This window comes from Spirosoma foliorum, assembly GCF_014117325.1.
Classification (GTDB): Bacteria; Bacteroidota; Bacteroidia; order Cytophagales; family Spirosomataceae; genus Spirosoma; species Spirosoma foliorum.
On record NZ_CP059732.1, the window covers coordinates 2,560,025 to 2,581,944 of the forward strand.

The window sequence follows — 21,920 nt, forward strand, 5'->3', positions numbered from 1 at the left end:
GCTTGTAAATGTACAGTAAACTGCATTGAGAAGGTTCATCTAATCGGCTTTCTATCGTTAAGCTACGCTCCGGCGAATTCCTGAACAATGTTACTTTCAGGTGAAATTACGTCTACTAGCAATAGGTTATTAGTCGTAGGTACTATGTCATTTTCAATTACTTCCGACGCACAAGCACTGCTCTCTTTTCGGAAGAAAATTGGTAGTCTGGAGGTGACGCTTGTTTCGTATCATGAGTTTATTCGGGAAGTACTGCAAGCGGTTCACCAACGCCGTTCGGGCTACGCGTGTTTTGCCAATGCACACATGGTTGTTGAAGCCACTCGCGATCCGGCTTTTGCCAATAGAGTCAATGCCGCTACCTGGACTACTGCTGATGGTGTACCAGTAGCCTGGGCACTGCGGTTCCTATACGGCATTCGGCAGGAACGGATTACAGGGTTAGACGTACTCCCGACATTACTACAGGAAGCGGCTTCGGAGAACGTGCCCGTTTATTTCTATGGTTCGACGCCTGAAGTCCTCGACTCCTGCGCTAATTTTTGTCGGCATCACCACCCTAACCTGTCGATTGCGGGTATGTATTCTCCACCTTTTCGATCCCTTACGTTTGCCGAAGAAGAGGACATTGTGGAACGCATCAGCGCGTCGGGAGCGCGCCTGGTTTTTGTAGTGTTAGGTTGCCCAAAGCAGGAGAAGTGGATGGCTGGTTTATCCCATCGAATTCCTGCTGTTTTGCTCGGTGTAGGAGGAGCATTGCCCGTAACTGTGGGTGTGCAAAAACGAGCTCCCCGCTGGATGCAACTGGCTGGTCTAGAGTGGCTCTATCGGTTACTTCAGGAGCCACGCCGTTTGTTCTCACGCTATTTTATGACCAATTCCTTGTTTGTGTATTACCTCCTGAAGCAATGGTTTCTCCAGAAGTCAGACTAACGACTACTATGCCAGCCCCAATAGTTTTATTCGCTTTTAAACGTGTTGACGAACTTCAGCAAACACTTACGGCCCTACAGAACAACTACTTAGCTTCTGAAAGTGAGTTGTACGTTTTTGTGGATGGACCCAGACCCGAACGGGCGGATGAAGCGGCTAAAGTTGACGCTGTTCGGGCGTTAGTAGATTGTGTAACCGGATTTAAACAAGTACATCGGGTTTATCAAAAGCAGAATCAGGGATGTGCTAATTCGATTATTGCAGGCGTAACGTCTGTCGTTCAGAAACATAAGTCAGTGATTGTTCTGGAAGACGATATCGTAACCAGCCGAAACTTCCTGGATTACATGAACCAGTGTCTGGCAGAATATGCCGATACCCCCAAGGTATTCTCGATAGGGGGGTATACGTTTCCATTTTCACGACCATCTGGCTACGAGTCAGACGTGTATTTCTTCGGAAGAAGCTGTGCCTGGGGGTGGGCCATTTGGGCCGATCGTTGGCAGAAAGTAGACTGGGAGTTGACCGATTTTGACGCGTTCATTGCCGACGAAGCAGCCCGAAAGGCGTTTAATAAAGATGGTCAGGATCGGGTTCGGATGTTGACACGAGCACAAACGAAAGAAATTGATGCCTGGGATATTCGTCTGTGTTATAGTGAGTTTAAAGCGAATGGAGTAACCGTTTATCCGACCGTTTCCAAAACGATCAATATTGGTGTCGACTCCATTGATTCAACGACTGAGGTTGTTTACAACCGCTATAAAACCGCTCTGGATTCGGGAGTAAGCCGACAGTTTTACTTACCTACCTCTGTAGTAATCAATCCAGACTATGCCCAGCGGTTTCGTCGAAAATTCAGTATTCCGGTTCGAGCCTGGAATAAGCTGAAGACATATTTGATGCTGGGACTATCTGCTCTTAAAAGTGGTGGGGGAATAACTAATTGGGTTGGGAAATAACTATGCGCGTATTACTCATTCATAATTTTTATCAGCAAGCTGGGGGAGAGGATACTGTTTTTTACCAGGAGACCAATTTACTGCGCGAAAATGGCGTTGAGGTTGAGACGCTTACATTTACGAATGAAACCTTCGAGGGATCCCTGCTGAATAAGCTGGGTTCTGTTACCAGATCCTTATATAATACCAAGTCGGCCGCCCGAACAGAAGCCGTTATTGACTGGTTTAAACCCGATGTTGTTCATATTCACAATCTGTTTTATACCGCTACAGCAGCTGTGATCCGGGTGGCTAAGGTACGTGGTGTGCCTGTGGTCATGACGGTACACAATTATCGCTTGCTGTGCTTAAATGGCTTGCTCATGCGTGAAGGCAAGGTGCCCTGCGAAACCTGCCTGACGCAAATGGTTCCGCTGGCGGGGATCCGTCATGGCTGTTTCCGTGATTCGCATCTGCAATCGGCACAGCTAAGTCTAATAACGACGCTGCATAAACTGACTGGCATCTGGCGAAGTGTGGACCGATTTGTTGTTCTAACTGAGTTTGTTCGTCAGAAAATCCTCGCGTCGTCGCTGAACCTATCAACTGCTCAGGTGGTGGTCAAACCGAATTTTGTGTCCGATTCGGGTGAGGCTGACGCTACTGGGCGGCAGGATTTCTTTTTGTACGTAGGCCGATTATCAGGTGAGAAAGGGATAGATGTGCTGCTCAATGCAGTGCGGAAGTCCCCGTTCCCCCTCAAAATTATTGGTAGTGGCCCCTTGGAAAATAAGGTGTTGCAAACCGCAGCCGCTCAGTCTGGCATTGACTACGCGGGCTGGCAGGACCGCTCCGCCGTAACCTTAGCCATGAAAACGTGCCGTGCCCTCATTGTCCCGTCGCTTTGTTACGAAGCGGCTTTGCCACTCGTGGTGCTCGAAGCGTTTGCTACCGGTACGCCGGTAATCTGTTCAGACCAGGGTAATCTGCGGGAGGTAGGGGAGGCTCCGGCCGCCGGACATTTGTTTGCACCCGGCAACAGCGACGATCTGAGCCGGATTATTGATCAGATCAACCGACAACCGGAGTTGCGAGAACGATATGCTATGGCCAGTCGACAACGGTATGAGCCGTATTCTAAAGAAGCGTCGCACCAGGCGACATTGAATCTGTATGAAACGTTAATCAAGGGCAAAAAGATAAGTAATCAAGCAGAGTTGAGTTGATCGACATCTTGTGTGACCCCGACGGGGTCAAATATTTATAGTGAAAGCTCATTTTCTACAAACATTTGACCCCATCGGGGTCATACTTGGATCGTAAATACGGTCCCGGTTCCAGGTTATATTCTCCCTCAAAATTTTAGCAGGGTTGCCGCCAACAATTATACCGTCCTGATTAAATGATTTTGTTAATACCGATCGGGTGGCTACGATTGAGTCTTTTCGAACACGGACTCCTTTCAATATGCTGCAGTGGGCAGCAACCCAAACATGATCTTCGATGATCACATCTTTGGCATAGTTAATTCGTCGCTGGGTTGCGGCATCTAGTATTGAGTGTGAATCCCCAGTACGTATATCAATATCATACGCTAATAAGCAGCCTTTGCCGATCTGGACGGCGGAGCCAGGTTCTGTAACCGCAACATGCACATCTTCAATTTCGGTTCGTTCGCCAATACTGATTTCTCCCCGTTCGTCTTCGATCCAGAGACTGCCTCCCTTATTGAACCGCACCTGTTTAGCAATAAAAATACGATTTTCATTGCCTCTGATGTAGAACGTGACCCCGTTAAGCCGAGCTCCTTCTTCTACGATAATGATGTTATTGCTGCCGACAATATCAACCACGCAGTTTACGCAAAAGGCGGAGAGAGCAACCGTGATTCTGTTTTGTTTGCCCCGAATCTTTTTCGTTAACGTTAGCTTCAGCAACGATCCCGTTTGAATCACCAGGGCTAGCTTTACTAACATCGGGTGTTGCTTGATAAATGCCTTGATTCGCTGTTTCATTCGGGGGGGCAATTAAATGGGGTAGTTTTAGCGCATTTTTCGCAGAATGTAGCCACCAAAAATGCGAGCCAGATCGAATGAGAAATAGAGCGGCATGATCGGCGCGTGAATTCGGGCGAAGTGATACCGTGTGTTGAGGTTTAAAGGCGAACGGATCGTAAATAAAGCTTCCCAGAACTGGCGTAGCGAGGTCGTTTTGTTGTAGATCAAGCCGGTTGCGTCAGCATGTTCAAAGACTACACAATCGGTGGCAATAACTAAAGGGAAACCGGCTTTTCGGGCGCGTATTGAAAAATCAAGATCGGCCATGTGGTGCCGAAAGTGGGTTTCATCGAATAGCCCAATTTTAGTAAAGACGATTTTGGGAATCAATAGGCCACGACCGGGCAAACAGTCTGTAGGCAAGTAAAGCGGACCTTTGGCTAACGTTGCGTACTGCTGATGAAAGCGGCTTTGGGCCACGTCTCGTATCTTGGCGAATGCCATGTCCAACTCTGTTCCGGCATATAGCAGACGGTTCGGGTCCTGACTATCAATGGATATTGAACCGATCAGGCAGGGGCGGTTTGTGTTGAACGCCTTCAATAAATTGGTTAAGTAATCGGGGCCTACTTCGGTATCGTCATTTAGGGTCAATAGGAAGTCATTTTCAGTAATAGGCAAATTTTTCAGTGCGTATTGAATCCCTAAATTGGTGCCGCCTGCCCACCAGAGCGAGCCCGTTCCTGTGCAGACAATCACCTCAGGAAATTCAGCGTGAATCATCTCTGCTGTTCCGTCAGTAGACCCATCATCAACAACGATTACCGTATGCGCACGCTCTGTTTGCGCGCTCAGGCAGGAAAGACATTTTCGGGTATATTGCTTTCGATTATAAACTGGAATAACCACGTAGATCATAACTTCAGAGGTTATCGTACCGGATACGTTAGATCAGGACTCTCCATTGGGTGTTTATCGAACGGTTCGCCTTCCCGATCGAGGGAATCCTCGTCATTGGTATAGCGCGTTGGTCGGGCCCACCGAATCACGAGATGTAAGTAGAATAGCACGCATAACGAGCCCGCTGTTACTGAACTTTGCCCAAAAGCAGTTAGCATCAACAGCGAAAAAATAACAATAAGCAGAAGCATATTGGATTTCATCTGCGCAGCCAACATGGCATAGGCCACATAGCTGACCATATAGCCGAAGACCAGCATAATAATCAGCCCGTAGAAATCATAGGCAAAGTATAGTTCCGAAATCAGACCCGTACGAATCCCCATTATATTGTCTGGGTCAAAGAGAGTCATAAATGTCATGGCACTGTCTTTCATAACCAGGTCAATTTTGTTGATACCCGCTATGTTTAGAATCGCTGAATTAATCAGGTTGGCCAAGGTACTGGCGGTGAGGTCGTAACCAGGAATTTCGCCCGGTTTAAATTCATTCACAGCCCGGATATACTCCCGAAATTCGACTCCCATAGGAAGACCTTCTCTGGCAAATTGGGAAGCTGCACTACTTCCTAATCGTAAGTTCTGTAAACTGATATAAAGTATGGCTGCTCCGAAAACCATACCCACCGATCGAAGATTAATCGTGAATTTGCCCGCCATAATTTTTTCATAGAAAAAAATAGAAGCAATGGATATGAGCAGGAATAAGCGTTTGCTATCGATTGAGGTAATCAGAATCGCTAGTATCGTCATCGAAAGCCAGACTATTTTCTCGGATTTTCGGCTGCTTTTCAGAAAACGGTCGTAGAGCAGGAGTGAGGAAACACAATTGAAGAAGCCAAAATTATACACGTAGCCATAGTTGATATGGTACATTTTTTCGGTTACGTCGCTTCCTGAAAAAATGGGGATATACCCTACATTACGAAAGAAGTCGATAAACCAGATTAGCGGGAAAAGTAAAAGTGGGTATTCGAACCAGGTCAAATCATTCAAGAGGGGGCGACCTTTTTCGGCTTGCTCTGGCGTGATGGGTGGAATGGTGTGGTTTACATCGTAGAGGAGCATCCCGATGCTCATGGCAATCAGGAAGAGATTGTAAATGATACACCCTTCATCCATTGAAATGTAATACGGATTAATGGAGTAGTAGTTTAATATTTTGAGCTCTCCAAGGTGGAGCCACAATATCCAAAAGGTCAGGAAGGTTTTGGTAAAGCGATTCTTTAAGTGGAATAAGATGAAGATGGGGACAATTAATAAGGTATGGCTCAGGAAAGATGGATAGATAAAATACTCATTGTAGTTGAATACAGCCCGGTATAGGAGCGGTGTTAGCTGGGCTGCCAGACAACAAACGATGATCAGAAGATACTTTTTCATGATCCTGAGTCGGTAGATAGATCTTTCACAAACTGAGCAGGGTTACCCGCCCAGATCTGCCTGGCTGGAACGCTTTTGGTAACAACGGAACCTGCACCGATTACGGCGTGGTGGCCAATGGTAACTCCTTTCAATATGGTAACGTGAGCGCCAATGAAGGCTCCGTCCTGAATAAGCACAGGAGCCGTGGCTGCCAGTGCATTGTCGGCATGGCCTGCTCGGATAGTAGCATCCAGACTGTGAAAATCGGTATCGTAAATGACCGTGTTGCCACCGATGGTCACGTTGTTGCCAATCGTGATCGACTCGTGGCAGACCAGGGCAGTAGCACTCATGCCCACATGATCGCCGATCTGGATTTTTCCGCCCAGATTCGCAATGAAAAAACAGGGTTGCTGCCTGCCAATCCGATTGCTATAATTCATCCCATTGATCAATACAAACGACTCACCTACGATCATTAGACTTCCATCCACAATGTCGATAACCGGAACGCCATAGCTTCTCATACCCTTTCCATAACGTACCCCGTTCAGGTAGAAATGCAGTTGAGTGAGTGCCTGTTGAGCTACCTGCCAGATTCTCCTTTTTACGAATCGAACACTTCTATAGGCAAGTCGACTAATCCTGAAGAGCATAAACAGCGGGTTTATGGTTTAGTCTAGTCATAATCTGACGGTATTGTCTCATGCAAACGATCAGCAAATAGCAATTCCAGATCGTACCAGCAATAACGACACTGGTTGCACCCGCATCCGTAAACCGAAAAAGCACGTAGTTGAGCGGGAAGTACAGGACAATGCCCGCCAGAGAAGCATGAACGAGTGGCTTGATTTGGCCAACACCGTTGACGAAATAATTGTAATTGCTCAGAAATATAAAGCTGATTACATAGGCTGTCAGCCAGATGGCCAGGCTGGTTGGAATGTATATTTTAGTCCCAATCCAGACCGAAAATACAGGCTGAGCTACTACCAGCATGAGTAACGCAAGCCCAGCCGTAGCAACGCAGATCAGGTTGAGCCGTCGAATTGTAGCCTGAATCCAGGCAGTATCCTGTTTGAGGTAGGCATCCGTAAATGCCGACCAATATGGGGTTATGAAAATGCCGTAAATAAAGGGCAACACACTGAAATACTTGTTCGCGATACTATATGGTGCCACGCTATCGGAACCAAGATAATAGGAAATGAAAAGGCCGCCAGACGTGAATACAATAACGCTGATCAGCTGTAGAAAGAAAAACTGGCCACTTACAGTGATTAACTTGGGGATTAACGTAACGTCTATGTGTGTAATACCGGGGCCTAATCGCGAATAGGTAGTTCGAAAATAATAGACCGAAACACCACCATACACAAGCACGGGCACCACATTATAAATGTGCGCAATGACTAACAACGATTCATGTAATACGATTGATGCGATATAGATTATACTAATAATCAGTAGGTTGACAAAGAATAAAATTCCGGCGACCGCTGAAGCTCGTTGATCGGCCAGAAGTATAGAGTTGATTGGTTTTAGCAGAAGCTGTATACTAAAACTGAGTAAGGTATAGGTAATGATTGTGTTAATAAGCGCAGGTTGATTGCTGTCGATATTGAGCAGAAGTGTCCAGTCCAGGAAAAAATGAATAATGCCGAAGACAACGCAGAGTAACAGCGCAACCATGCCCGAAAGGAAATAAAGCGTACTGACATATTTTTTTGCCTGCTCATCGTCGCCGGTATCAAAAAAGAGCATCAGGCTATTTCGCAATCCATTTCCAAAACTTACATCTACTAAACTGAACCAGCTGGTTAGATAAGTAATAGTCATCCAGATACCAAAATCTTTAACACTTATATACTGAACAGTCAGGGTAACCGTCAGAAAGCCGATCAAGACACCAGCCCCTTTAAGAAGGATCGACTCGACTATGTTTCGATAGACGATCAGGCTCCGGGCATCAATGCGTTGACGAAACGTAGATTTTATCACAAATGGACGTTGATTAATGAAAGTTAAAAAGCATCGGTATTGCTTGAGAACATAGCTACCAGTGTTCGTAGGCAAATGAGGGTGTCAAGCATAAATGACGCTTTCTGAATGTAGAATAGATCGTAGCGAACCCGGTGTTTCATCATCAGGTTGTAGCTAATACTACCCCGGCAACCTCGTATTTGTGCCAAGCCCGTAATACCAGGGCGAATGCCGTAACGGAGGGGGTAGTTGGGTAATGTATGCCAATATTCGGCGTCCAGGCTAAGCGGGTGGGGACGTGGTCCAACCAAGCTCATGTCGCCCATCAACACGTTTAAAAATTGCGGCAGCTCATCCAAGTTTGTCCTACGAAGAATGCGCCCAAGCGGGGTTACGCGAGGATCATTTTTAGCCGCTGGCAAAAAAGCATCTTTCGATGTATACATCGTCCGGAATTTTAAGCATCGAAACGGCTGCCCATTTCGACCGGAGCGAAGTTGTACAAAAATGACTGGTCCCGGCGACGTAAGCACAATAGCTATTCCGATAAGCGGAATTAACCAGCTTAGAAAAAGGAGAGTAATCAGACTACTCATTACCAGATCGAATACCCGTTTCGTGGAATAACGAACCGAATACGTTGCCAGAAGCTGGGCTTTACGTTGCTCAACCCCCTGGGATTTAACTGCCTCGGAGACCATAGTTGCCGGTTTTAGTTTAGGTTGAATCGACTGAGAAATGTCTTCTTTTTCAGGGGTCCTTTGGCCTGATACAAATCGCTTTTGTAGCCACCGTAGCTGTAATAGCTGGAGGCATCGTTTTGTACGGCGTTGAGTATGACATTGAGTTTATTAAACCGTTTCTCCCGATAAAGGGCTTCCAGCATTCTCAGGCAGTTTTTGGGTGTTACGTCGTGTCGAACAATATAAAGAGTGGCGTCGGCATGGTTGGCAATCAGTTGCGCGTCGGTGACCAGGCCAACTGGCGGGGCATCAATCAGAATATAATCAAAGTGTTTTCGTAGCTCGAGAATGAGTTGTTGTAGCCGCGTTCCCGCCAGAATTTCCGATGGATTGGGCGGTAGGGCACCACTGGTAATGATAAAATAGTTCGGTTTATCGGGTAAAGCCGTAACAATCTGGCCCAGTGTTGTTTCGCCCGAAAGGTATTCGCTCAGGCCGGGTGCATCGGGTAAATTAAGGGATTGTCGAAGCCGGGGTTTCCGAAGATCCATTTCCAGAATTACCGTTCGCATCCCGACCAAGGCCAGGCTAGCGCCAAGGTTCAACGATATAAAGGATTTCCCTTCTCCCTCAATGCTGGACGTGAATAATAGAACCTGGCTACTGTCCTGATTGCTGCGCAGATAGTTTAAGTTCGTCCGTAGCATTCGGATCTGTTCCGCAATGACGGTGTTACTTCGGTTCGCAACTACAACGGCCTCTGTCTGTCTTTTCTTTATAATCTCACCCAGAATAGGAACGTGCGTACCTTCTTCGACATCGGAGCGATGCATAACCCGATTATTGACCAGATCATATACGCCCAGAAAAGCGGTTGGCAGCGCCAGACCCGCCAGAGCAAACAGCAGATAAAATAAAGACTGGTTTGGCTTAATTGGCTTTTCGTCCGTAAGGGCAGCATCAATAACGCGGGAGTCCGAGATAGCCGATGCGTATGAAACGGCCGTTTCTTCCCGCTTTCGGAGCAAATAGGTATACAGGTCGTTCTTGATGGCCTGTTGCCGGGTAATGTTCAACAGAATACGTTCTTTGGCAGGAATCGTTTTAATGACACTCTCTATTTTTCGGTTGTTCGCTAAATATTGCTGCCGGGTCCCTGACAGAATTTCCCGCATCGTGCCAATATTCTCTGAAATATTGGATTTAACCGTCCGAAGCTGACTATTAACCGTTTGCAGCAATGGGTTTTGCTCAGATGTGGTCCGCATTAACTGATCGCGCTGTGCTTCCAGTTTCATGAACATTTCGAACAGACCCAGCAGTGTAGGGTCACTTAACCCTATTGTTGCGGGTGTACCACTGCGATGAGAAGGCTGGCTGCTTACATACTTCTGAATGTCGTTCAGTGCATTGAGCTGAATAGTTACCTGATTCAGTTCGGTATCGTTTTGCTGCGCGCTTTCCAGAAACCCTTTCGCCTGAATGCCTAAGTCAGTAATTCCCTCCGATGATTTATAGTTTTCAACTCCCTTTTCAACCGTTTGCAATTCACCGGATACCAGTTGCAATCGGTCGTCAATAAAATTCAGGGTATTGGAGGCAACCCGGTTCTTATCCAATACAGAGGCCTTAGTGTACAAGTCAATCAACCGGTTCAAAATCGCTTCTCCTTTGTCGGGGACGCCCGTTTCAATGGATAGCATAATCACGGTAGATGCCTTGCTGGTGGGTTCTGCTTTCAATACGCGCAGAAAATTATTCGTGGTCTGGTTGCGGGGTGATACCTGAATGAGTAATGGCTCGGTGTTAGCAGAAACGGCCTGTCGGGGAAAGAATCGCAGGCGTCCCATGGGCGTTTGTATGCTGGTATTAAGCAAATACAGCTTATCGTCGACTTTAATCGAATTGGCGTCGATAAACTGAACCGTAAATGGCTTTTTCTGATATAGTGCGTTGGTGGCTTGTTCAATAATAAGTCGAACAGGGGCCTGCTGAAATACTTCCCGCCGACCGTAAGGGGTATCGTGATAATAGGTTACGTCGAGCCCTAGTTCTCGTACTACCTGATTCATCAGGGTGTGCGATTTGAACACTTCGATCTCGTTCTCAACTATTTTTTTTGGTGCGAAAATCTCCAGGTCTTTCAGAATATTATCCGAATCGAGCCCTTTCTTCTCGTCCTTTATTAACAAACTACTCTGACTGAGGTAGATTGGCTGCTTAAACTGTAAGAAAAAATAAGCAGCTAATAGCATCAGCCCAATCGTTAGTAAAAACCAGTACCAGTGGCGGGCATAGCGAAGCAACGTTGCTCGAAAGTTGCTATCGGCATCCATTACCTGGTAAGGCACATAAGAATAAGTAGATGTATTAGACATAGCGCGGGTGCATTGACTTAACTTCGAGTGAGTAAAATGGCGATGAATGACAATGCACTGAGTACAGTTGGGACAATCAGGTAAAAGCGGTCGGCATTTGCTACGCGAGCTTTACCCGGTTCGACATAAACAATATCATTAGGGTGCAAATAGTAATAAGGGGAGCGGAAGAGGTCGCGTTGTGTTAAGTCGACTCGGGCAAATGTCTTTTTGCCATTTTCTTCCCGAATAACCAGCACATTGTTCCGGCGCCCATAAATAGTAGCATCTCCCGCCAGCCCTATCGCTTCAATTAACGTGACCTGATCATTAGGAATCGTGAAAAGAGCCGGACGATTTACTTCACCAAGTACCGAAATACGAAAGTTTAGATTTCGGATATTAACGGTTGGTTCCTTCAGGAAAGGTGTCAATTTCTTTTTAATCAGTGCATTACATTCGCTGATGGTCAGATCGGAAACGGTCAGACGGCCAACAAGGGGCAACTCAATATCGCCGGATGGGGTTACCAGATAACCGGCCATTTCGGGTAATCCGCTGGTATTGGTCTGTTGCTGAGTGCGTACACTAGCTGTGCTGGTAGGTGTATATGGATTAAAGTAAACACTAGCTTCCGGGTTAAGGCTACTAACCTGAATCGACAGGACATCCCCCGGTTTTATAGTTGGTATGTAAGCCTCCGCAAGTTGGACACTATTTCGTGCTCCGGCATTGTCTTGAAAATAGACAACTTGCTTAGACGATACACATCCCATCATATGCCCTAATACTCCCCAGATGGTGAGCATTCTGACTACACGAAGAATTGTTAGACTAAAACTAGTCCAACCGTTCAAATAGGGTACTATTCTATTTCGGTAGAAATCCATAAACAGGTCAAAAAACCAAGATTTTATGCCGTCCTAAGACAGTTCTTGGGCAGACTAAATCAAGCTCATTCTGGCTGGCTAATTATCAGTAAAAAATACGTGAAACAGCCAGTTTGAGAAAAGAGATTATGATAATTAATAAGCTATTTTTAGCAAAATTTATACCAATAAATATCTATCTATGAATAATTGTCTATTTAATAATAAGTTTGTGCTGTGCTCTAATGTATAATAGCTCTTAGACGCTGTTTGGGCGCATAGTCACTGGCCACTCTACTCAAGGCTACGTAAATTCAGCCGAGTTGGGCAATGTAGTTAGGCGCGAATCTGAACAGTTTTGTGAGCTAGAGAGGATTCAGATTACGATTGATGAAAACAGGGTGTAAAAGACAATGCACCTCCCTTAATTTCTTAAAAGAGGTGCATTGTAGGGGAATTATATTGATTTCGATTATTACCTATTTGAAGTTAACGATAGGGTATAAACGTAACTTTTTAGGTTGACAATTCTCGCTTATAGTTGTCGGACTGTTTTGCTGCTAAAGTGGCGAGTATTTATAATGTAGGATCGAACTCCAGATTGATATCGGCGTCTTTTCCATCAACTGGAGCCCGCTGGCGAAGGATAAGCTTGTTCTTTGTCAATTGAACAATAGGGAAGTTGCCTTTAAAACCCGATACATCTACATCGATCGATAAGTTGTCGGTAGCTAATTTCCAGGTGCCACCATTGACAACCGAATTGGATTGCTTTGGATCAAGGGCGCGTACAGTACCATCGTTTCGAAACTGCATATTTAGGTCATAAAGTACCTGCGTCACCAGGTTTAGACGACTTTTGTTGATGGCCTGTCCGTCGGGAGTCGATACCTGAACGGTTCGCCAATTGTTGGCAACCAGTAAGTCGGTTTGTGAGGATTGGGTAGGAGTGGGGTTGTTGCTATCGGTAGAGCAGTGAGTCAGTGTAAGCAACAACGTGGTACATACCATCAAAAATCGGAGTGTATTCATAACGAGATAAAGTCGTTTTATTAGACCTATTTAACGAAATAACGAGCGGTGTTTGCCAATTCGTTTAGCAACCGGGTCATTTTGCGCCCCTAAAATTCACTAGTTTTGGCGAAATTTCAACCCATGCGCGTCTCATTTGGCATTTTTGTCTGGCTTATTGGATGTTGGCTATGTTTTTGCTCAACGGCCAACGCCCAGGAGTGTGCTGCTCCGCTTAGCTTCACGCCGGTCAGCACACCTAACCAGATTGAGTGGAGTAAGTTCCCTGATTTTACACTCCCCTTCCCGGTTATCTACGGTGGGCCGCGTTTTTCCGATACGCAGGCCAGCCCACTTCGGCATGGCTTTAGCCATTTAGTGGATATTAAAGATAATGAGTATGGTTCACTGGTACAGGCGAAGCAACGAGCCTTGGTGTATTACGGATTTGCAGACGGATTAGGTCAGCCGTGGGAGACGATCGAAAGCCCCTGGTCGAATGATTTGACTGCTTATCGGGCCAAGTGGGATCGTTTTTTGTCGGATCTGTCAGGTGGGCAGAAAAATGCAGCTGGCCTGTATGTTATTCCCGTAAATCGACTGGCTTTAGATATTGAACGCTTTCTGGAAACCGACACCCGAATCCTGAAAATCAAAACAGATACGCGGGTTCCTGACGCCTATCGTAACCTTTCCGACGCTGACTTTGTGACGGCCTATAAAAAAGCAATGCGCAATCTCTACGCCGAGGGCATGCGGTATGTACGCCAACACGCCGATCTTTCGGGGGGTAGTGTGACAAGTTATGCCGACACTCCTGTACTAAATACGTACCTGAACGTTCCAACCTTTACCTGGACCGATTGGACGACTAACCTAAGTCGAACCAATTACATGGTGCAGGATTCGCTGGGGCGTGGTATTGGGGGGCCTTATTACGATCAACTCGATGCCTTATCGCCCTCGGCTTATTATTATTACGACTATCCGAACCCGCTGGCAAAGGATTATCTGGCCTATCTATTGTTTCAGGTCGAGGTGCAGCGGGCGTGGAGTACAAAGCCCGTCGTGCCCTGGGTCTGGATGAGGTATCACGACGATGTCTCAAGTAGTGCCCTGAACTTCATTCAGCCGTTCATGGCCGAAGCAACCGCCATTTTTCCCTTCTTTTCTGGCGCAGCGGGCTTGTGGCTTTGGGAGAACCCGACACTGGCATCAACGCGTACAGATATCTATGCAGCTTACGAGCATTTTACGCACGGTCTTTATCGCCTGTCTCGCTTTGCCGATATGTTTCAGGCGCCGTTTGAGCTGGTGATTGAAACACCAGCACGAGACCTGATGGATAAGCAACTGCCCGTTTGGCGGGGTGTCGTGAAGGATACTAAAATCCTGATTGCTGCGCAAAATCCGTACGCGGCCGATGGCGTGAAAACCAGCCTTACAGTTCGTTATAAATCATGGCAGCGCATCATTGAATTAACCGGTACGGAAGTGTACCTATGCCGATTTGATATAGGGACTGTAACCGGAGTAGATCCTGCATTTGCCGACCTTACGGTGTCCCCAAACCCGACCCAAACTACCTTAATCGTGTCGTTTGGAAGCCTGCCTACGGTCGCCACCGATCTGATTTTATTAAACACAAATGGCCAGCCCGTCGTTAGGAGAGGGGTTAACAGTGTTAAGGAGGTTATTGACGTAGCTGCTTTGCCCGCCGGATTATATGTTCTCCGGATTCAAAACGAAATCGGAAGTCAGACGAAAAAAATAATTATAAATCGATAGTTACCAGTGCTTTTCCAACTTAGATTCTATAGTTTCTGTAGATTCTGATAATCAGGCATCTAGTATCAAAAGAATCTGGTAGAATCAAAAAAAACTATTTTGGAAAAGCACTAGTCTTGACTTCTCCTTAAAACTATATTCCGATCGAAGCAGGATTACGGGTTTAACGAAGCCTGACCATTTCTGACTGTTGCCTGACGGCTATTGACTACTTACTGATTATGCCCAATCAACTCCAATACGAAACAAGCCCTTATTTACTTCAGCACGCCGAAAATCCAGTTGACTGGTACCCTTGGGGCGAAGAAGCGCTCAATAAAGCCATTGCCGAAGACAAACCGATTCTCGTTAGCATCGGCTACTCGGCTTGCCATTGGTGTCATGTGATGGAGCGGGAGTCCTTTGAGAAAGAAGACGTGGCCGACGTGATGAATCAGAATTTCGTCTGCATTAAAGTTGACCGTGAAGAACGACCGGATGTTGACGCTATCTATATGGATGCGGTGCAGGCAATGGGCGTGCAGGGTGGCTGGCCACTCAACGTCTTTCTGATGCCAGATGCCAAGCCCTTCTACGGGTTGACTTATCTACCCAAAAAGAACTGGGTCAATTTACTCGATAGTATTCGGTCTGCTTTTGCGGAACACCGGCAGGATTTAACGCAATCGGCAGAGGGGTTTGCCAGAGAGCTGAACCTGACCGATGCCGAGCGCTATGGACTAACTCAAAATGATCCTTTGTTTGCGCCCGAAACGATCGATGTGCTGTATCGAAAAGTGGCAGTGAAAGCGGATGATGAAAAGGGAGGTATGCGTCGGGCACCGAAGTTTCCGATGCCAAGTATCTGGCGATTCCTGTTACGCTATTATAAGGCGACCGGAAATGAGGCTGCTCTTTATCAGGTGAAACTGACACTTGATCGGATGGCTTTAGGCGGTATTTATGATCAGCTTGGGGGCGGTTTTGCCCGTTATTCGACAGATGGTGACTGGTTGGCTCCCCATTTTGAAAAGATGCTGTACGACAACGGTCAACTCCTTTCTTTATATGGAGAAGCGTATAGTTTAACGAAAAGCCCACTCTATAAACATGTGGTTTATCAGACCATTGGCTTTGCACAACGGGAGCTGCTTAGCCCGGAAGGCGGATTCTATTCGGCTTTGGATGCAGACAGCGAAGGTGTAGAGGGTAAGTTTTACACCTTCACCACGCCGGAGTTGAAGGAAATACTAGGGCCAGATTATGACTGGTTCGCTGAATTATACAACCTGACCGACACCGGCAACTGGGAACATACGAATATTCTGCACCGTACTGAGTCGGACGAAGCGTTTGCTGAGCGGATGGGTTGGTCACTGGCCGACCTGAACGTTCGTTTAGATGCCACCCATATCCGACTACTGCAAGTGCGGGATACACGTATACGACCTGGGCTGGACGACAAAATTCTGTGTTCGTGGAATGGTCTGATGCTAAAAGGGTTGGCAACTGCTTACCGCGTTTTCGGTGAGCCTGAATTTTTGACACTTGCGCTTCGGTTAGCTTACTTTTTATTAAAAAAAATGCGGGATAGTCGAAATGGGCGACTCTGGCATACATACAAATTGGGCCGTGCCCGTCAGGCTGGTTTCCTGGACGATTACGCTGCGGTCATTGATGGATTATTGGCTCTCTATCAGGCTACTTTTGCTGAGAGCTGGCTTTCTGAAGCTGATCAGCTAACAAAATACGTATTGGCTAATTTTAGCGACGCGTCTGAAGATGAGTTAACGGGTCCCGAAGTCCTTTTTTTCTTTACTGATAAAAATGGAGAAGAGTTGATTGCCCGCCGAAAAGAGTTGTTCGACAATGTGATACCATCATCCAACTCGATGATGGCCGAAAATCTCTATACGCTGAGCCTGTTACTTGACCGGCCTGAATATGTCGAACGGACCGATCAGATGTTGGGACGGATGCAACCGCTTGTGCAACAAAATGCCGATTACCTCACTAACTGGGCCGCTCAGTTTGCCCTGCGTTCACGACCTACTGCTGAAATTGCGATTGTTGGCCCCAAAGCAGACCAGTTTAGAGCTGAGCTTGATGCGGAGTTTTATCCGAACAAAGTCCTGAGTGGTACATCTGAAAAAAGTAATCTGCCCTTACTAGAACAACGGGATTTAGTAAACGGAGAAACGGCGATTTATGTCTGCTATAACCGCGCTTGCCAGCTACCCGTAACAAGTGTAGAGGAAGTATGGCAGCTATTGCACTGACTTGCGACTCATTATAGCTGGTATCGTGTACTTTGTGTACTTGCTCTGTATTTTGTCCAAAAAGATATTGAAATTGACTAGGAAATTAAATGCATTCATAGCAGATTAGTATAGTCTAAATCAACTAAGCGCTACTGTTTTATAGCTCTGATAAATAGACGCTTATTTGATACAGTCTTAAGTGTATAACTTGAAACATAATAGTTTACCACTATACTGCTATGAATACTACACGTTTACTGCAAAGCTTTTGTGTTCTGCTCCTTTTGGTGGGCTTTTTTGGGTGTAAGGATCATCTAAATCCAGCGATTGCGCCCGGAGATAGTCGAATTCGGATAAAAACGATAACTCAGGATGGAGGTAGTAATACATCTAAGGTGAGCGCATTTAAATACGATGCACAAGGACGTCTTAGTCTGATTATTGGATACCAGGCTCTTGATAGTAGTACAACTTCTGTAGAGAACACAGTTTTCCAATATGATAGTCAAAGTCGGCTTACGCAGGCACAACACTCGGTGGTTAGGCGCGGATCAACTACTGAAACTTACATGTTTTCGTACAATTCAGCCGGGCAACTGTCGGGATTGCTGAATTCACCATCCACCTATACGATTGGCCTTCAATATAATACGGCTAATCAGGTCTCAACCTATACTAAAGCAATTGCAGTAGGCGGTCTGGTGTCCAGCGGAGGTGGTTCGTTTACCTTTACAGGAAGTAACCTGACCTCGTCCTCTGAGAAATTTACGGTAAGACGTATAGGTGAGCCATCGACTTTCCCGCCAGTGTATGGTAGATCTGTAAACACCACCTATACATTCGACGATAAAATAAATCCGTTTTATGGCGTATTTGTCATTCCGGCCCCAGGTGTATTTCTTCCTTTTGCAGGATCGGGAGTGCTTGGCCCCTTTTACACCTATTACGGTGGAATTGATAACTCGTTGAATATGAGTCAGAATAATGTAACCTCAGCCGTAGCAGGTAGTACCACGACCTTCTATTCGTACACGTACAATGTTAACAATTTGCCAATCAGGCGTATCACGACTACTGGCGGTAATGTAGTTGAGACATTAACTTTTGAATATGAAAGTTACTAAACGCATAACTCTCAACTTAGCAATTGATTAATAGTTATGTATAGGAAATGGCGCCTGGTTTTATTAAAACCAGGCGCCATTTCCTATTCTCCCCAGGCCGTTATGACCAGCGTTCGTCGGCCGCCATCATTGCGGTGCTCGCCCAGGTAAATACCCTGCCATGTACCTAAATTTAGTTTCCCGTTTGTGATTGGAATGGTTACCGAATGGCCAAGCATGGCGGCTTTTAAATGGGCAGGCATATCGTCGGAGCCTTCGTAATCATGCTGAAAGTAAGGTTCATTTTCAGGGACGGTCTTATTGAAAAATCGCTCAAAGTCGCCCCGAACGGTTGGGTCCGCATTTTCATTGATGGTCAAACTAGCTGATGTATGTTTAATAAACACATGCAACAGGCCAACCCGAATTCGTTGTAGATCAGTAAATTCCCGTTCAATAAGTCGGGTGATCAGATGAAAGCCACGAGCGTAAGCGGGTAAGTGAAGGGTGCGTTGGTAGACGGCCATAATGGAAAGTTAATGGTGCACTATTGGAAGAATAACTATCTTAGGCACTCATCAGTTGTGATTGCGTAAAGCTTATATAGTTGTGAAATGAGGATTATGCTCAACGAGAAGTATTGGCTCAATGGCCTAAGCTTCCTGATGTTTTGGTTAGTAAGTCAACCGGTATGGGCACAGGCAGATTCTGCTCATACTGGACTTGCATATTCAGTTCGTCATGAGTTTGCTGACTACAATGAAGAAATCCTGTACTTTGGAAAACATAACCAGTACTTTACTGTTCGGATTTACCGGAAAAATGGCATCCTATTCCGAACCGATTCCTATACCTTATTGCCCAAAACGCTCGCTAACGGGTTTCAACTGGATAGTATAAGCCGGATAATTCATCACGGACCTACCAAAATTATGTATCCTTCCGGCCAGTTATACATAAACTGCGAATATAAGGAGGATGTGCTAAATGGGCCCTTCATGGCTTTTTATGAAGATGGCACTATCAAGCGCAAAGAGTTTTATAAGAGTGGGCGCCTTACCAAGAGTAAGTGTTATACGCTGGATGGAGTAGAGCAACAATGCGAACCGTTTTACCAACCAGCGAAGTTTTTGGGTAAACCCAAAGATTTACAGAACTACTTGGGCCAAAAATTGGCAACCGTACTGGATGGAGAGCGGGTAAGACGAGTCAATGCGTCGTTGACAATCAATGAGATAGGTCAGGTAATTCGGGTTAGCGTGTCTGTTTATACAGCTCCCTATTATGAGTCGCAGGTGCCCGCTGTTGGCAATTATGTCCAGCAGGTAATTCGAAACATGCCCGAGTGGACTCCCGAAAAATTAAACTGGAAACCTGCCATCAATGATGGAGAAGCCACCTCATCAACCTGCGTTTTGTCAATTTATCGAACAACTTCAGGCGTACAATGCTATATGAGTTATCGGCTGTAAGTGCCTCTAATTCTGCTTGCTTACTAACTATACATCGGGACTTCCAATAATAAGAGGAGAGCTTCGTTAGATAAAGCCTCAAAATCAACTTCACCGTTTCGTATAGACGATAACGCGAGTCCGTCGCGTTCGTGAAGCAGCCGATTCTGTACTTCGAATGCACCGTTTAAAACAAACACGAAGACGCCATTTTCCGCTTTTCTTGTCTGATAAACAGCTTCTTCCCGGCCAGTATAGCTACCAATAAAACCAATATGCTGGCAATGGTTAGCCTGATCGTCGGTATTAATGGCTACTAGGGGAAGGAGCTGATTTTTGTTGGTCAGATCAAAATTTGTTTGATGGCTAGCGGGTGCCAACTCATTGGATTGATCCGTCAGCCAGATCTGGATAAAATTAATAAGCTCCGTTTCGTATGGATTGCTGACCTCGTAGCTCATACCAGCCGCCAGCGACAAAATCTGAACCTGCCCCGCTTCCAGAAACCCAGCCTCCAGACTACTTTTGAATTCAAGTCCACCAGCCACTGGAAGCAGCATGACGGTTGTGTTTTCTTCGACCTGCATACTAATCGTACTGCCGGCCTTTAACGTATCGTCGTTCAGGAGTTTCAGGGCACCAAACGGTGTTCTATGTTCGCTCACATAGCTGCCAAAATTAAACCCGTGAAAACTTCGAAAATACTCAATTTGGGAGCAGCCTCTCTGATCGGCCAGGTAGAGCTGGGCCTGCGTTTGGTTATCCATAGAAGCTTAAACTGATAAGTTGGCCTGCTGATACGACGAAATGCTCAGATACGGTTGCAGCGCAATGAAGTCCGTTTCTAGGTCGTTGCTTGCCTGTAATGCTTCCCGTTGATCACCGTACGCAATGAGTAACCGATCATGAACGGTGTCGATCCAGGTGAGCGGTTCACTGTAGAATACAATGGCTATTCGATGCGCATCTTTGGCCTGAACATGCGACTGGATAATCTCAAACTTGAATTGCGTAAAGGGAAGACACAGTTTTCCGGAGCTGTTTGCAATATCTGGGATGATCTGATTCAACTGCCGGATATACCCAATAGCCGCCCTACTGGTCAACTGATGGAGTTTATCGGCGTTGGGAACGTTGTCCAGTAATTCCTGAAAAGTACTGTAGTTAGCTTCCTGGTTATAATACTGTGCCTGCATGTAGAACTCCATGTAGGTATCCTCAAAAACGAATTTGTCCCAGGGCTTCTGAGACGTAACATCGATAATTTTCCGATAACTCAGGCGAATGATCCCTTTACTCATAAAATGATTTACGATGTGCGATGTACGAATTACGGTGCGCTTCAGTACTAATTCATACACCGTAATTCGTACATCGTAACTAACTTAAGCGCTTACGACAATCGTATGGGTAAGCGTATACCCACCCGATATACTTCCCGAAACGGTCGCTAATTCGGTTGTAAAGCCATCCGAAAATACGTTATCCGATTCATTTTTAGTATCCTGAACGCCTTTCGTGTACCCATACGACTGAGCAGTTGTATAAACAATGGTCGTGATGTCGTACGGGAAGGCAATTTGGGTCACGAGCAACGACTTTCCGGCTGAGTTATAAATATGTACGTGAACGTGAGGAGCCCGACCTGCATACCATCCTGGGAAAATAGACGTGAACGAGACTAACCCATTGCTGTCGGTTGTTTGTCGACCGCGCAGGAAGTCGACAGTCGTAAAATTAACGCTTTGCATCCCCGTTCCACCGTATTCCGAATAATAGCCGTCTTTATCGCAATGCCAGACATCAACTAGCGCGCCCGACAAAGCAGCACAGCTGTTGTTGGCATTTTTGATCGTGATATTCATAGTAAACGCTACGCCTGTTCGACCATCCGTGATGTCTTTTCGGACGAAATTAGCAGGAACTTTAGTAGGAAAAGGTCCCTCCGTTTCGCTGGGGGTAACGCTACAATTGCTTGATGAACTTCCATTGGTCGAGCCGGTTGATGTGCTGGTGCCCGAACTCGTTGTTGTGGTCGACGCCGGATCAATGGTTGAGGATGAGCAGCCTCCAACAAGCGGTGCAACGGCAGCGATGCCTAATAAACTACCAAAACCACGTTTCAAAAACTCTTTGCGTTCCATACTATAGGATTAAACAGGAAGTTGATTTATACCAGCTAGTACGCAGCGATTCTCTTTAATGTTGCTTTGTTAGTAGGGTTTGCGGTAAACAGTCCG

20 protein-coding genes are annotated in these 21,920 nt (G+C 46.1%); 7 read left to right on the top strand and 13 right to left on the bottom strand.

Features of this window, described 5'->3' with window-relative positions:
- Positions 1-144: 144 nt before the first annotated feature.
- Genes H3H32_RS10440 through H3H32_RS10450 form a run of 3 tightly spaced genes read left to right on the top strand, consistent with a single transcriptional unit; the run spans position 145 to position 3,100 of the window.
- Positions 145-933: a WecB/TagA/CpsF family glycosyltransferase gene (locus tag H3H32_RS10440; protein ID WP_182462609.1), complete on the top strand. Its 789-nt coding sequence runs from the start codon at positions 145-147 to the stop codon at positions 931-933.
- An 8-nt stretch (positions 934-941) separates the two neighbouring features.
- The gene (locus H3H32_RS10445) at positions 942-1,895 is read left to right on the top strand and encodes a glycosyltransferase family protein (RefSeq protein ID WP_182462610.1); all 954 of its coding nucleotides are present in this window, start codon (positions 942-944) and stop codon (positions 1,893-1,895) included.
- Between the two features lie 2 nt (positions 1,896-1,897).
- Positions 1,898-3,100 (top strand): glycosyltransferase family 4 protein, encoded by a 1,203-nt coding sequence (locus tag H3H32_RS10450; RefSeq protein ID WP_182462611.1) that lies wholly within the window; start codon positions 1,898-1,900, stop codon positions 3,098-3,100.
- 48 nt (positions 3,101-3,148) lie between these two features.
- Here the strand turns inward: H3H32_RS10450 and H3H32_RS10455 are convergent, their stop codons facing one another.
- The 9 genes from H3H32_RS10455 to H3H32_RS10495 all read right to left on the bottom strand — a co-directional run bounded on the left by H3H32_RS10455 (position 3,149) and on the right by H3H32_RS10495 (position 13,119).
- Positions 3,149-3,889 carry an acyltransferase gene (locus tag H3H32_RS10455; RefSeq protein ID WP_182462612.1) on the bottom strand — a complete coding sequence of 247 codons (741 nt, stop codon included), beginning with the start codon at positions 3,887-3,889 and terminating at the stop codon, positions 3,149-3,151.
- A gap of 27 nt (positions 3,890-3,916) precedes the next feature.
- A complete protein-coding gene (locus tag H3H32_RS10460) occupies positions 3,917-4,789 on the bottom strand; it encodes a glycosyltransferase family 2 protein (RefSeq protein ID WP_182462613.1) in 873 nt (290 codons plus the stop codon).
- Positions 4,790-4,800: 11 nt separating this feature from the next.
- A complete protein-coding gene (locus tag H3H32_RS10465) occupies positions 4,801-6,213 on the bottom strand; it encodes a hypothetical protein (protein WP_182462614.1) in 1,413 nt (470 codons plus the stop codon).
- Positions 6,210-6,851, bottom strand: a complete 642-nt coding sequence (locus tag H3H32_RS37965) for an acyltransferase (RefSeq protein WP_182462615.1) — start codon at positions 6,849-6,851, stop codon at positions 6,210-6,212. The genes H3H32_RS10465 and H3H32_RS37965 overlap by 4 nt, the downstream gene beginning before the upstream one ends.
- Positions 6,835-8,196 (bottom strand): oligosaccharide flippase family protein, encoded by a 1,362-nt coding sequence (locus H3H32_RS10475; protein WP_182462616.1) that lies wholly within the window; start codon positions 8,194-8,196, stop codon positions 6,835-6,837. Before H3H32_RS10475 ends, H3H32_RS37965 begins: the two co-directional genes overlap by 17 nt.
- Positions 8,197-8,219: 23 nt before the next feature.
- A complete protein-coding gene (locus tag H3H32_RS10480) occupies positions 8,220-8,879 on the bottom strand; it encodes a sugar transferase (protein ID WP_182462617.1) in 660 nt (219 codons plus the stop codon).
- 11 nt (positions 8,880-8,890) lie between these two features.
- Positions 8,891-11,239, bottom strand: a complete 2,349-nt coding sequence (locus tag H3H32_RS10485) for a GumC family protein (protein WP_182462618.1) — start codon at positions 11,237-11,239, stop codon at positions 8,891-8,893.
- Positions 11,240-11,256: 17 nt separating this feature from the next.
- Positions 11,257-12,027 carry a polysaccharide biosynthesis/export family protein gene (locus tag H3H32_RS10490; protein ID WP_182462619.1) on the bottom strand — a complete coding sequence of 257 codons (771 nt, stop codon included), beginning with the start codon at positions 12,025-12,027 and terminating at the stop codon, positions 11,257-11,259.
- A gap of 636 nt (positions 12,028-12,663) precedes the next feature.
- Positions 12,664-13,119 (bottom strand): hypothetical protein, encoded by a 456-nt coding sequence (locus H3H32_RS10495; protein WP_182462620.1) that lies wholly within the window; start codon positions 13,117-13,119, stop codon positions 12,664-12,666.
- A 123-nt stretch (positions 13,120-13,242) separates the two neighbouring features.
- Here H3H32_RS10495 and H3H32_RS10500 point away from each other — a divergent pair, with 123 nt between their 5' ends.
- The 3 genes from H3H32_RS10500 to H3H32_RS10510 all read left to right on the top strand — a co-directional run bounded on the left by H3H32_RS10500 (position 13,243) and on the right by H3H32_RS10510 (position 18,250).
- Positions 13,243-14,886, top strand: a complete 1,644-nt coding sequence (locus H3H32_RS10500) for a T9SS type A sorting domain-containing protein (RefSeq protein WP_182462621.1) — start codon at positions 13,243-13,245, stop codon at positions 14,884-14,886.
- 221 nt (positions 14,887-15,107) lie between these two features.
- A complete protein-coding gene (locus H3H32_RS10505) occupies positions 15,108-17,144 on the top strand; it encodes a thioredoxin domain-containing protein (protein ID WP_182462622.1) in 2,037 nt (678 codons plus the stop codon).
- Between the two features lie 221 nt (positions 17,145-17,365).
- Complete coding sequence (locus tag H3H32_RS10510; protein WP_182462623.1) at positions 17,366-18,250, top strand: hypothetical protein; 885 nt, start codon at positions 17,366-17,368, stop codon at positions 18,248-18,250.
- Positions 18,251-18,333: 83 nt separating this feature from the next.
- Here H3H32_RS10510 and H3H32_RS10515 read toward each other — a convergent pair whose 3' ends face one another.
- Complete coding sequence (locus tag H3H32_RS10515; protein ID WP_182462624.1) at positions 18,334-18,756, bottom strand: secondary thiamine-phosphate synthase enzyme YjbQ; 423 nt, start codon at positions 18,754-18,756, stop codon at positions 18,334-18,336.
- 96 nt (positions 18,757-18,852) lie between these two features.
- Here H3H32_RS10515 and H3H32_RS10520 point away from each other — a divergent pair, with 96 nt between their 5' ends.
- Complete coding sequence (locus H3H32_RS10520; protein WP_240543740.1) at positions 18,853-19,701, top strand: toxin-antitoxin system YwqK family antitoxin; 849 nt, start codon at positions 18,853-18,855, stop codon at positions 19,699-19,701.
- Positions 19,702-19,724: 23 nt separating this feature from the next.
- Here H3H32_RS10520 and H3H32_RS10525 read toward each other — a convergent pair whose 3' ends face one another.
- The 3 genes from H3H32_RS10525 to H3H32_RS10535 form a co-directional block, all read right to left on the bottom strand.
- The gene (locus H3H32_RS10525) at positions 19,725-20,447 is read right to left on the bottom strand and encodes a pirin family protein (RefSeq protein WP_182462625.1); all 723 of its coding nucleotides are present in this window, start codon (positions 20,445-20,447) and stop codon (positions 19,725-19,727) included.
- 6 nt (positions 20,448-20,453) lie between these two features.
- Positions 20,454-20,981, bottom strand: coding sequence for a hypothetical protein (locus tag H3H32_RS10530; protein ID WP_182462626.1), 528 nt, complete (start codon positions 20,979-20,981; stop codon positions 20,454-20,456).
- Between the two features lie 84 nt (positions 20,982-21,065).
- Positions 21,066-21,824, bottom strand: a complete 759-nt coding sequence (locus H3H32_RS10535; RefSeq protein WP_182462627.1) for a dioxygenase family protein — start codon at positions 21,822-21,824, stop codon at positions 21,066-21,068.
- Positions 21,825-21,920 lie beyond the last annotated feature (96 nt).

Excerpts from the sequence above, each read along its gene's own strand:
- H3H32_RS10440 (WP_182462609.1), top strand. The coding sequence starts at position 145 with ATGTCATTTTCAATTACTTCCGACGCACAAGCACTGCTCTCTTTTCGG.
- H3H32_RS10445 (WP_182462610.1), top strand. The coding sequence starts at position 942 with ATGCCAGCCCCAATAGTTTTATTCGCTTTTAAACGTGTTGACGAACTT.
- H3H32_RS10450 (WP_182462611.1), top strand. The coding sequence starts at position 1,898 with ATGCGCGTATTACTCATTCATAATTTTTATCAGCAAGCTGGGGGAGAG.
- H3H32_RS10455 (WP_182462612.1), bottom strand. The coding sequence starts at position 3,889 with ATGAAACAGCGAATCAAGGCATTTATCAAGCAACACCCGATGTTAGTA.
- H3H32_RS10460 (WP_182462613.1), bottom strand. The coding sequence starts at position 4,789 with ATGATCTACGTGGTTATTCCAGTTTATAATCGAAAGCAATATACCCGA.
- H3H32_RS10465 (WP_182462614.1), bottom strand. The coding sequence starts at position 6,213 with ATGAAAAAGTATCTTCTGATCATCGTTTGTTGTCTGGCAGCCCAGCTA.
- H3H32_RS37965 (WP_182462615.1), bottom strand. The coding sequence starts at position 6,851 with ATGCTCTTCAGGATTAGTCGACTTGCCTATAGAAGTGTTCGATTCGTA.
- H3H32_RS10480 (WP_182462617.1), bottom strand. The coding sequence starts at position 8,879 with ATGGTCTCCGAGGCAGTTAAATCCCAGGGGGTTGAGCAACGTAAAGCC.
- H3H32_RS10485 (WP_182462618.1), bottom strand. The coding sequence starts at position 11,239 with ATGTCTAATACATCTACTTATTCTTATGTGCCTTACCAGGTAATGGAT.
- H3H32_RS10490 (WP_182462619.1), bottom strand. The coding sequence starts at position 12,027 with ATGCTCACCATCTGGGGAGTATTAGGGCATATGATGGGATGTGTATCG.
- H3H32_RS10495 (WP_182462620.1), bottom strand. The coding sequence starts at position 13,119 with ATGAATACACTCCGATTTTTGATGGTATGTACCACGTTGTTGCTTACA.
- H3H32_RS10500 (WP_182462621.1), top strand. The coding sequence starts at position 13,243 with ATGCGCGTCTCATTTGGCATTTTTGTCTGGCTTATTGGATGTTGGCTA.
- H3H32_RS10505 (WP_182462622.1), top strand. The coding sequence starts at position 15,108 with ATGCCCAATCAACTCCAATACGAAACAAGCCCTTATTTACTTCAGCAC.
- H3H32_RS10510 (WP_182462623.1), top strand. The coding sequence starts at position 17,366 with ATGAATACTACACGTTTACTGCAAAGCTTTTGTGTTCTGCTCCTTTTG.
- H3H32_RS10515 (WP_182462624.1), bottom strand. The coding sequence starts at position 18,756 with ATGGCCGTCTACCAACGCACCCTTCACTTACCCGCTTACGCTCGTGGC.
- H3H32_RS10520 (WP_240543740.1), top strand. The coding sequence starts at position 18,853 with ATGCTCAACGAGAAGTATTGGCTCAATGGCCTAAGCTTCCTGATGTTT.
- H3H32_RS10525 (WP_182462625.1), bottom strand. The coding sequence starts at position 20,447 with ATGGATAACCAAACGCAGGCCCAGCTCTACCTGGCCGATCAGAGAGGC.
- H3H32_RS10530 (WP_182462626.1), bottom strand. The coding sequence starts at position 20,981 with ATGAGTAAAGGGATCATTCGCCTGAGTTATCGGAAAATTATCGATGTT.
- H3H32_RS10535 (WP_182462627.1), bottom strand. The coding sequence starts at position 21,824 with ATGGAACGCAAAGAGTTTTTGAAACGTGGTTTTGGTAGTTTATTAGGC.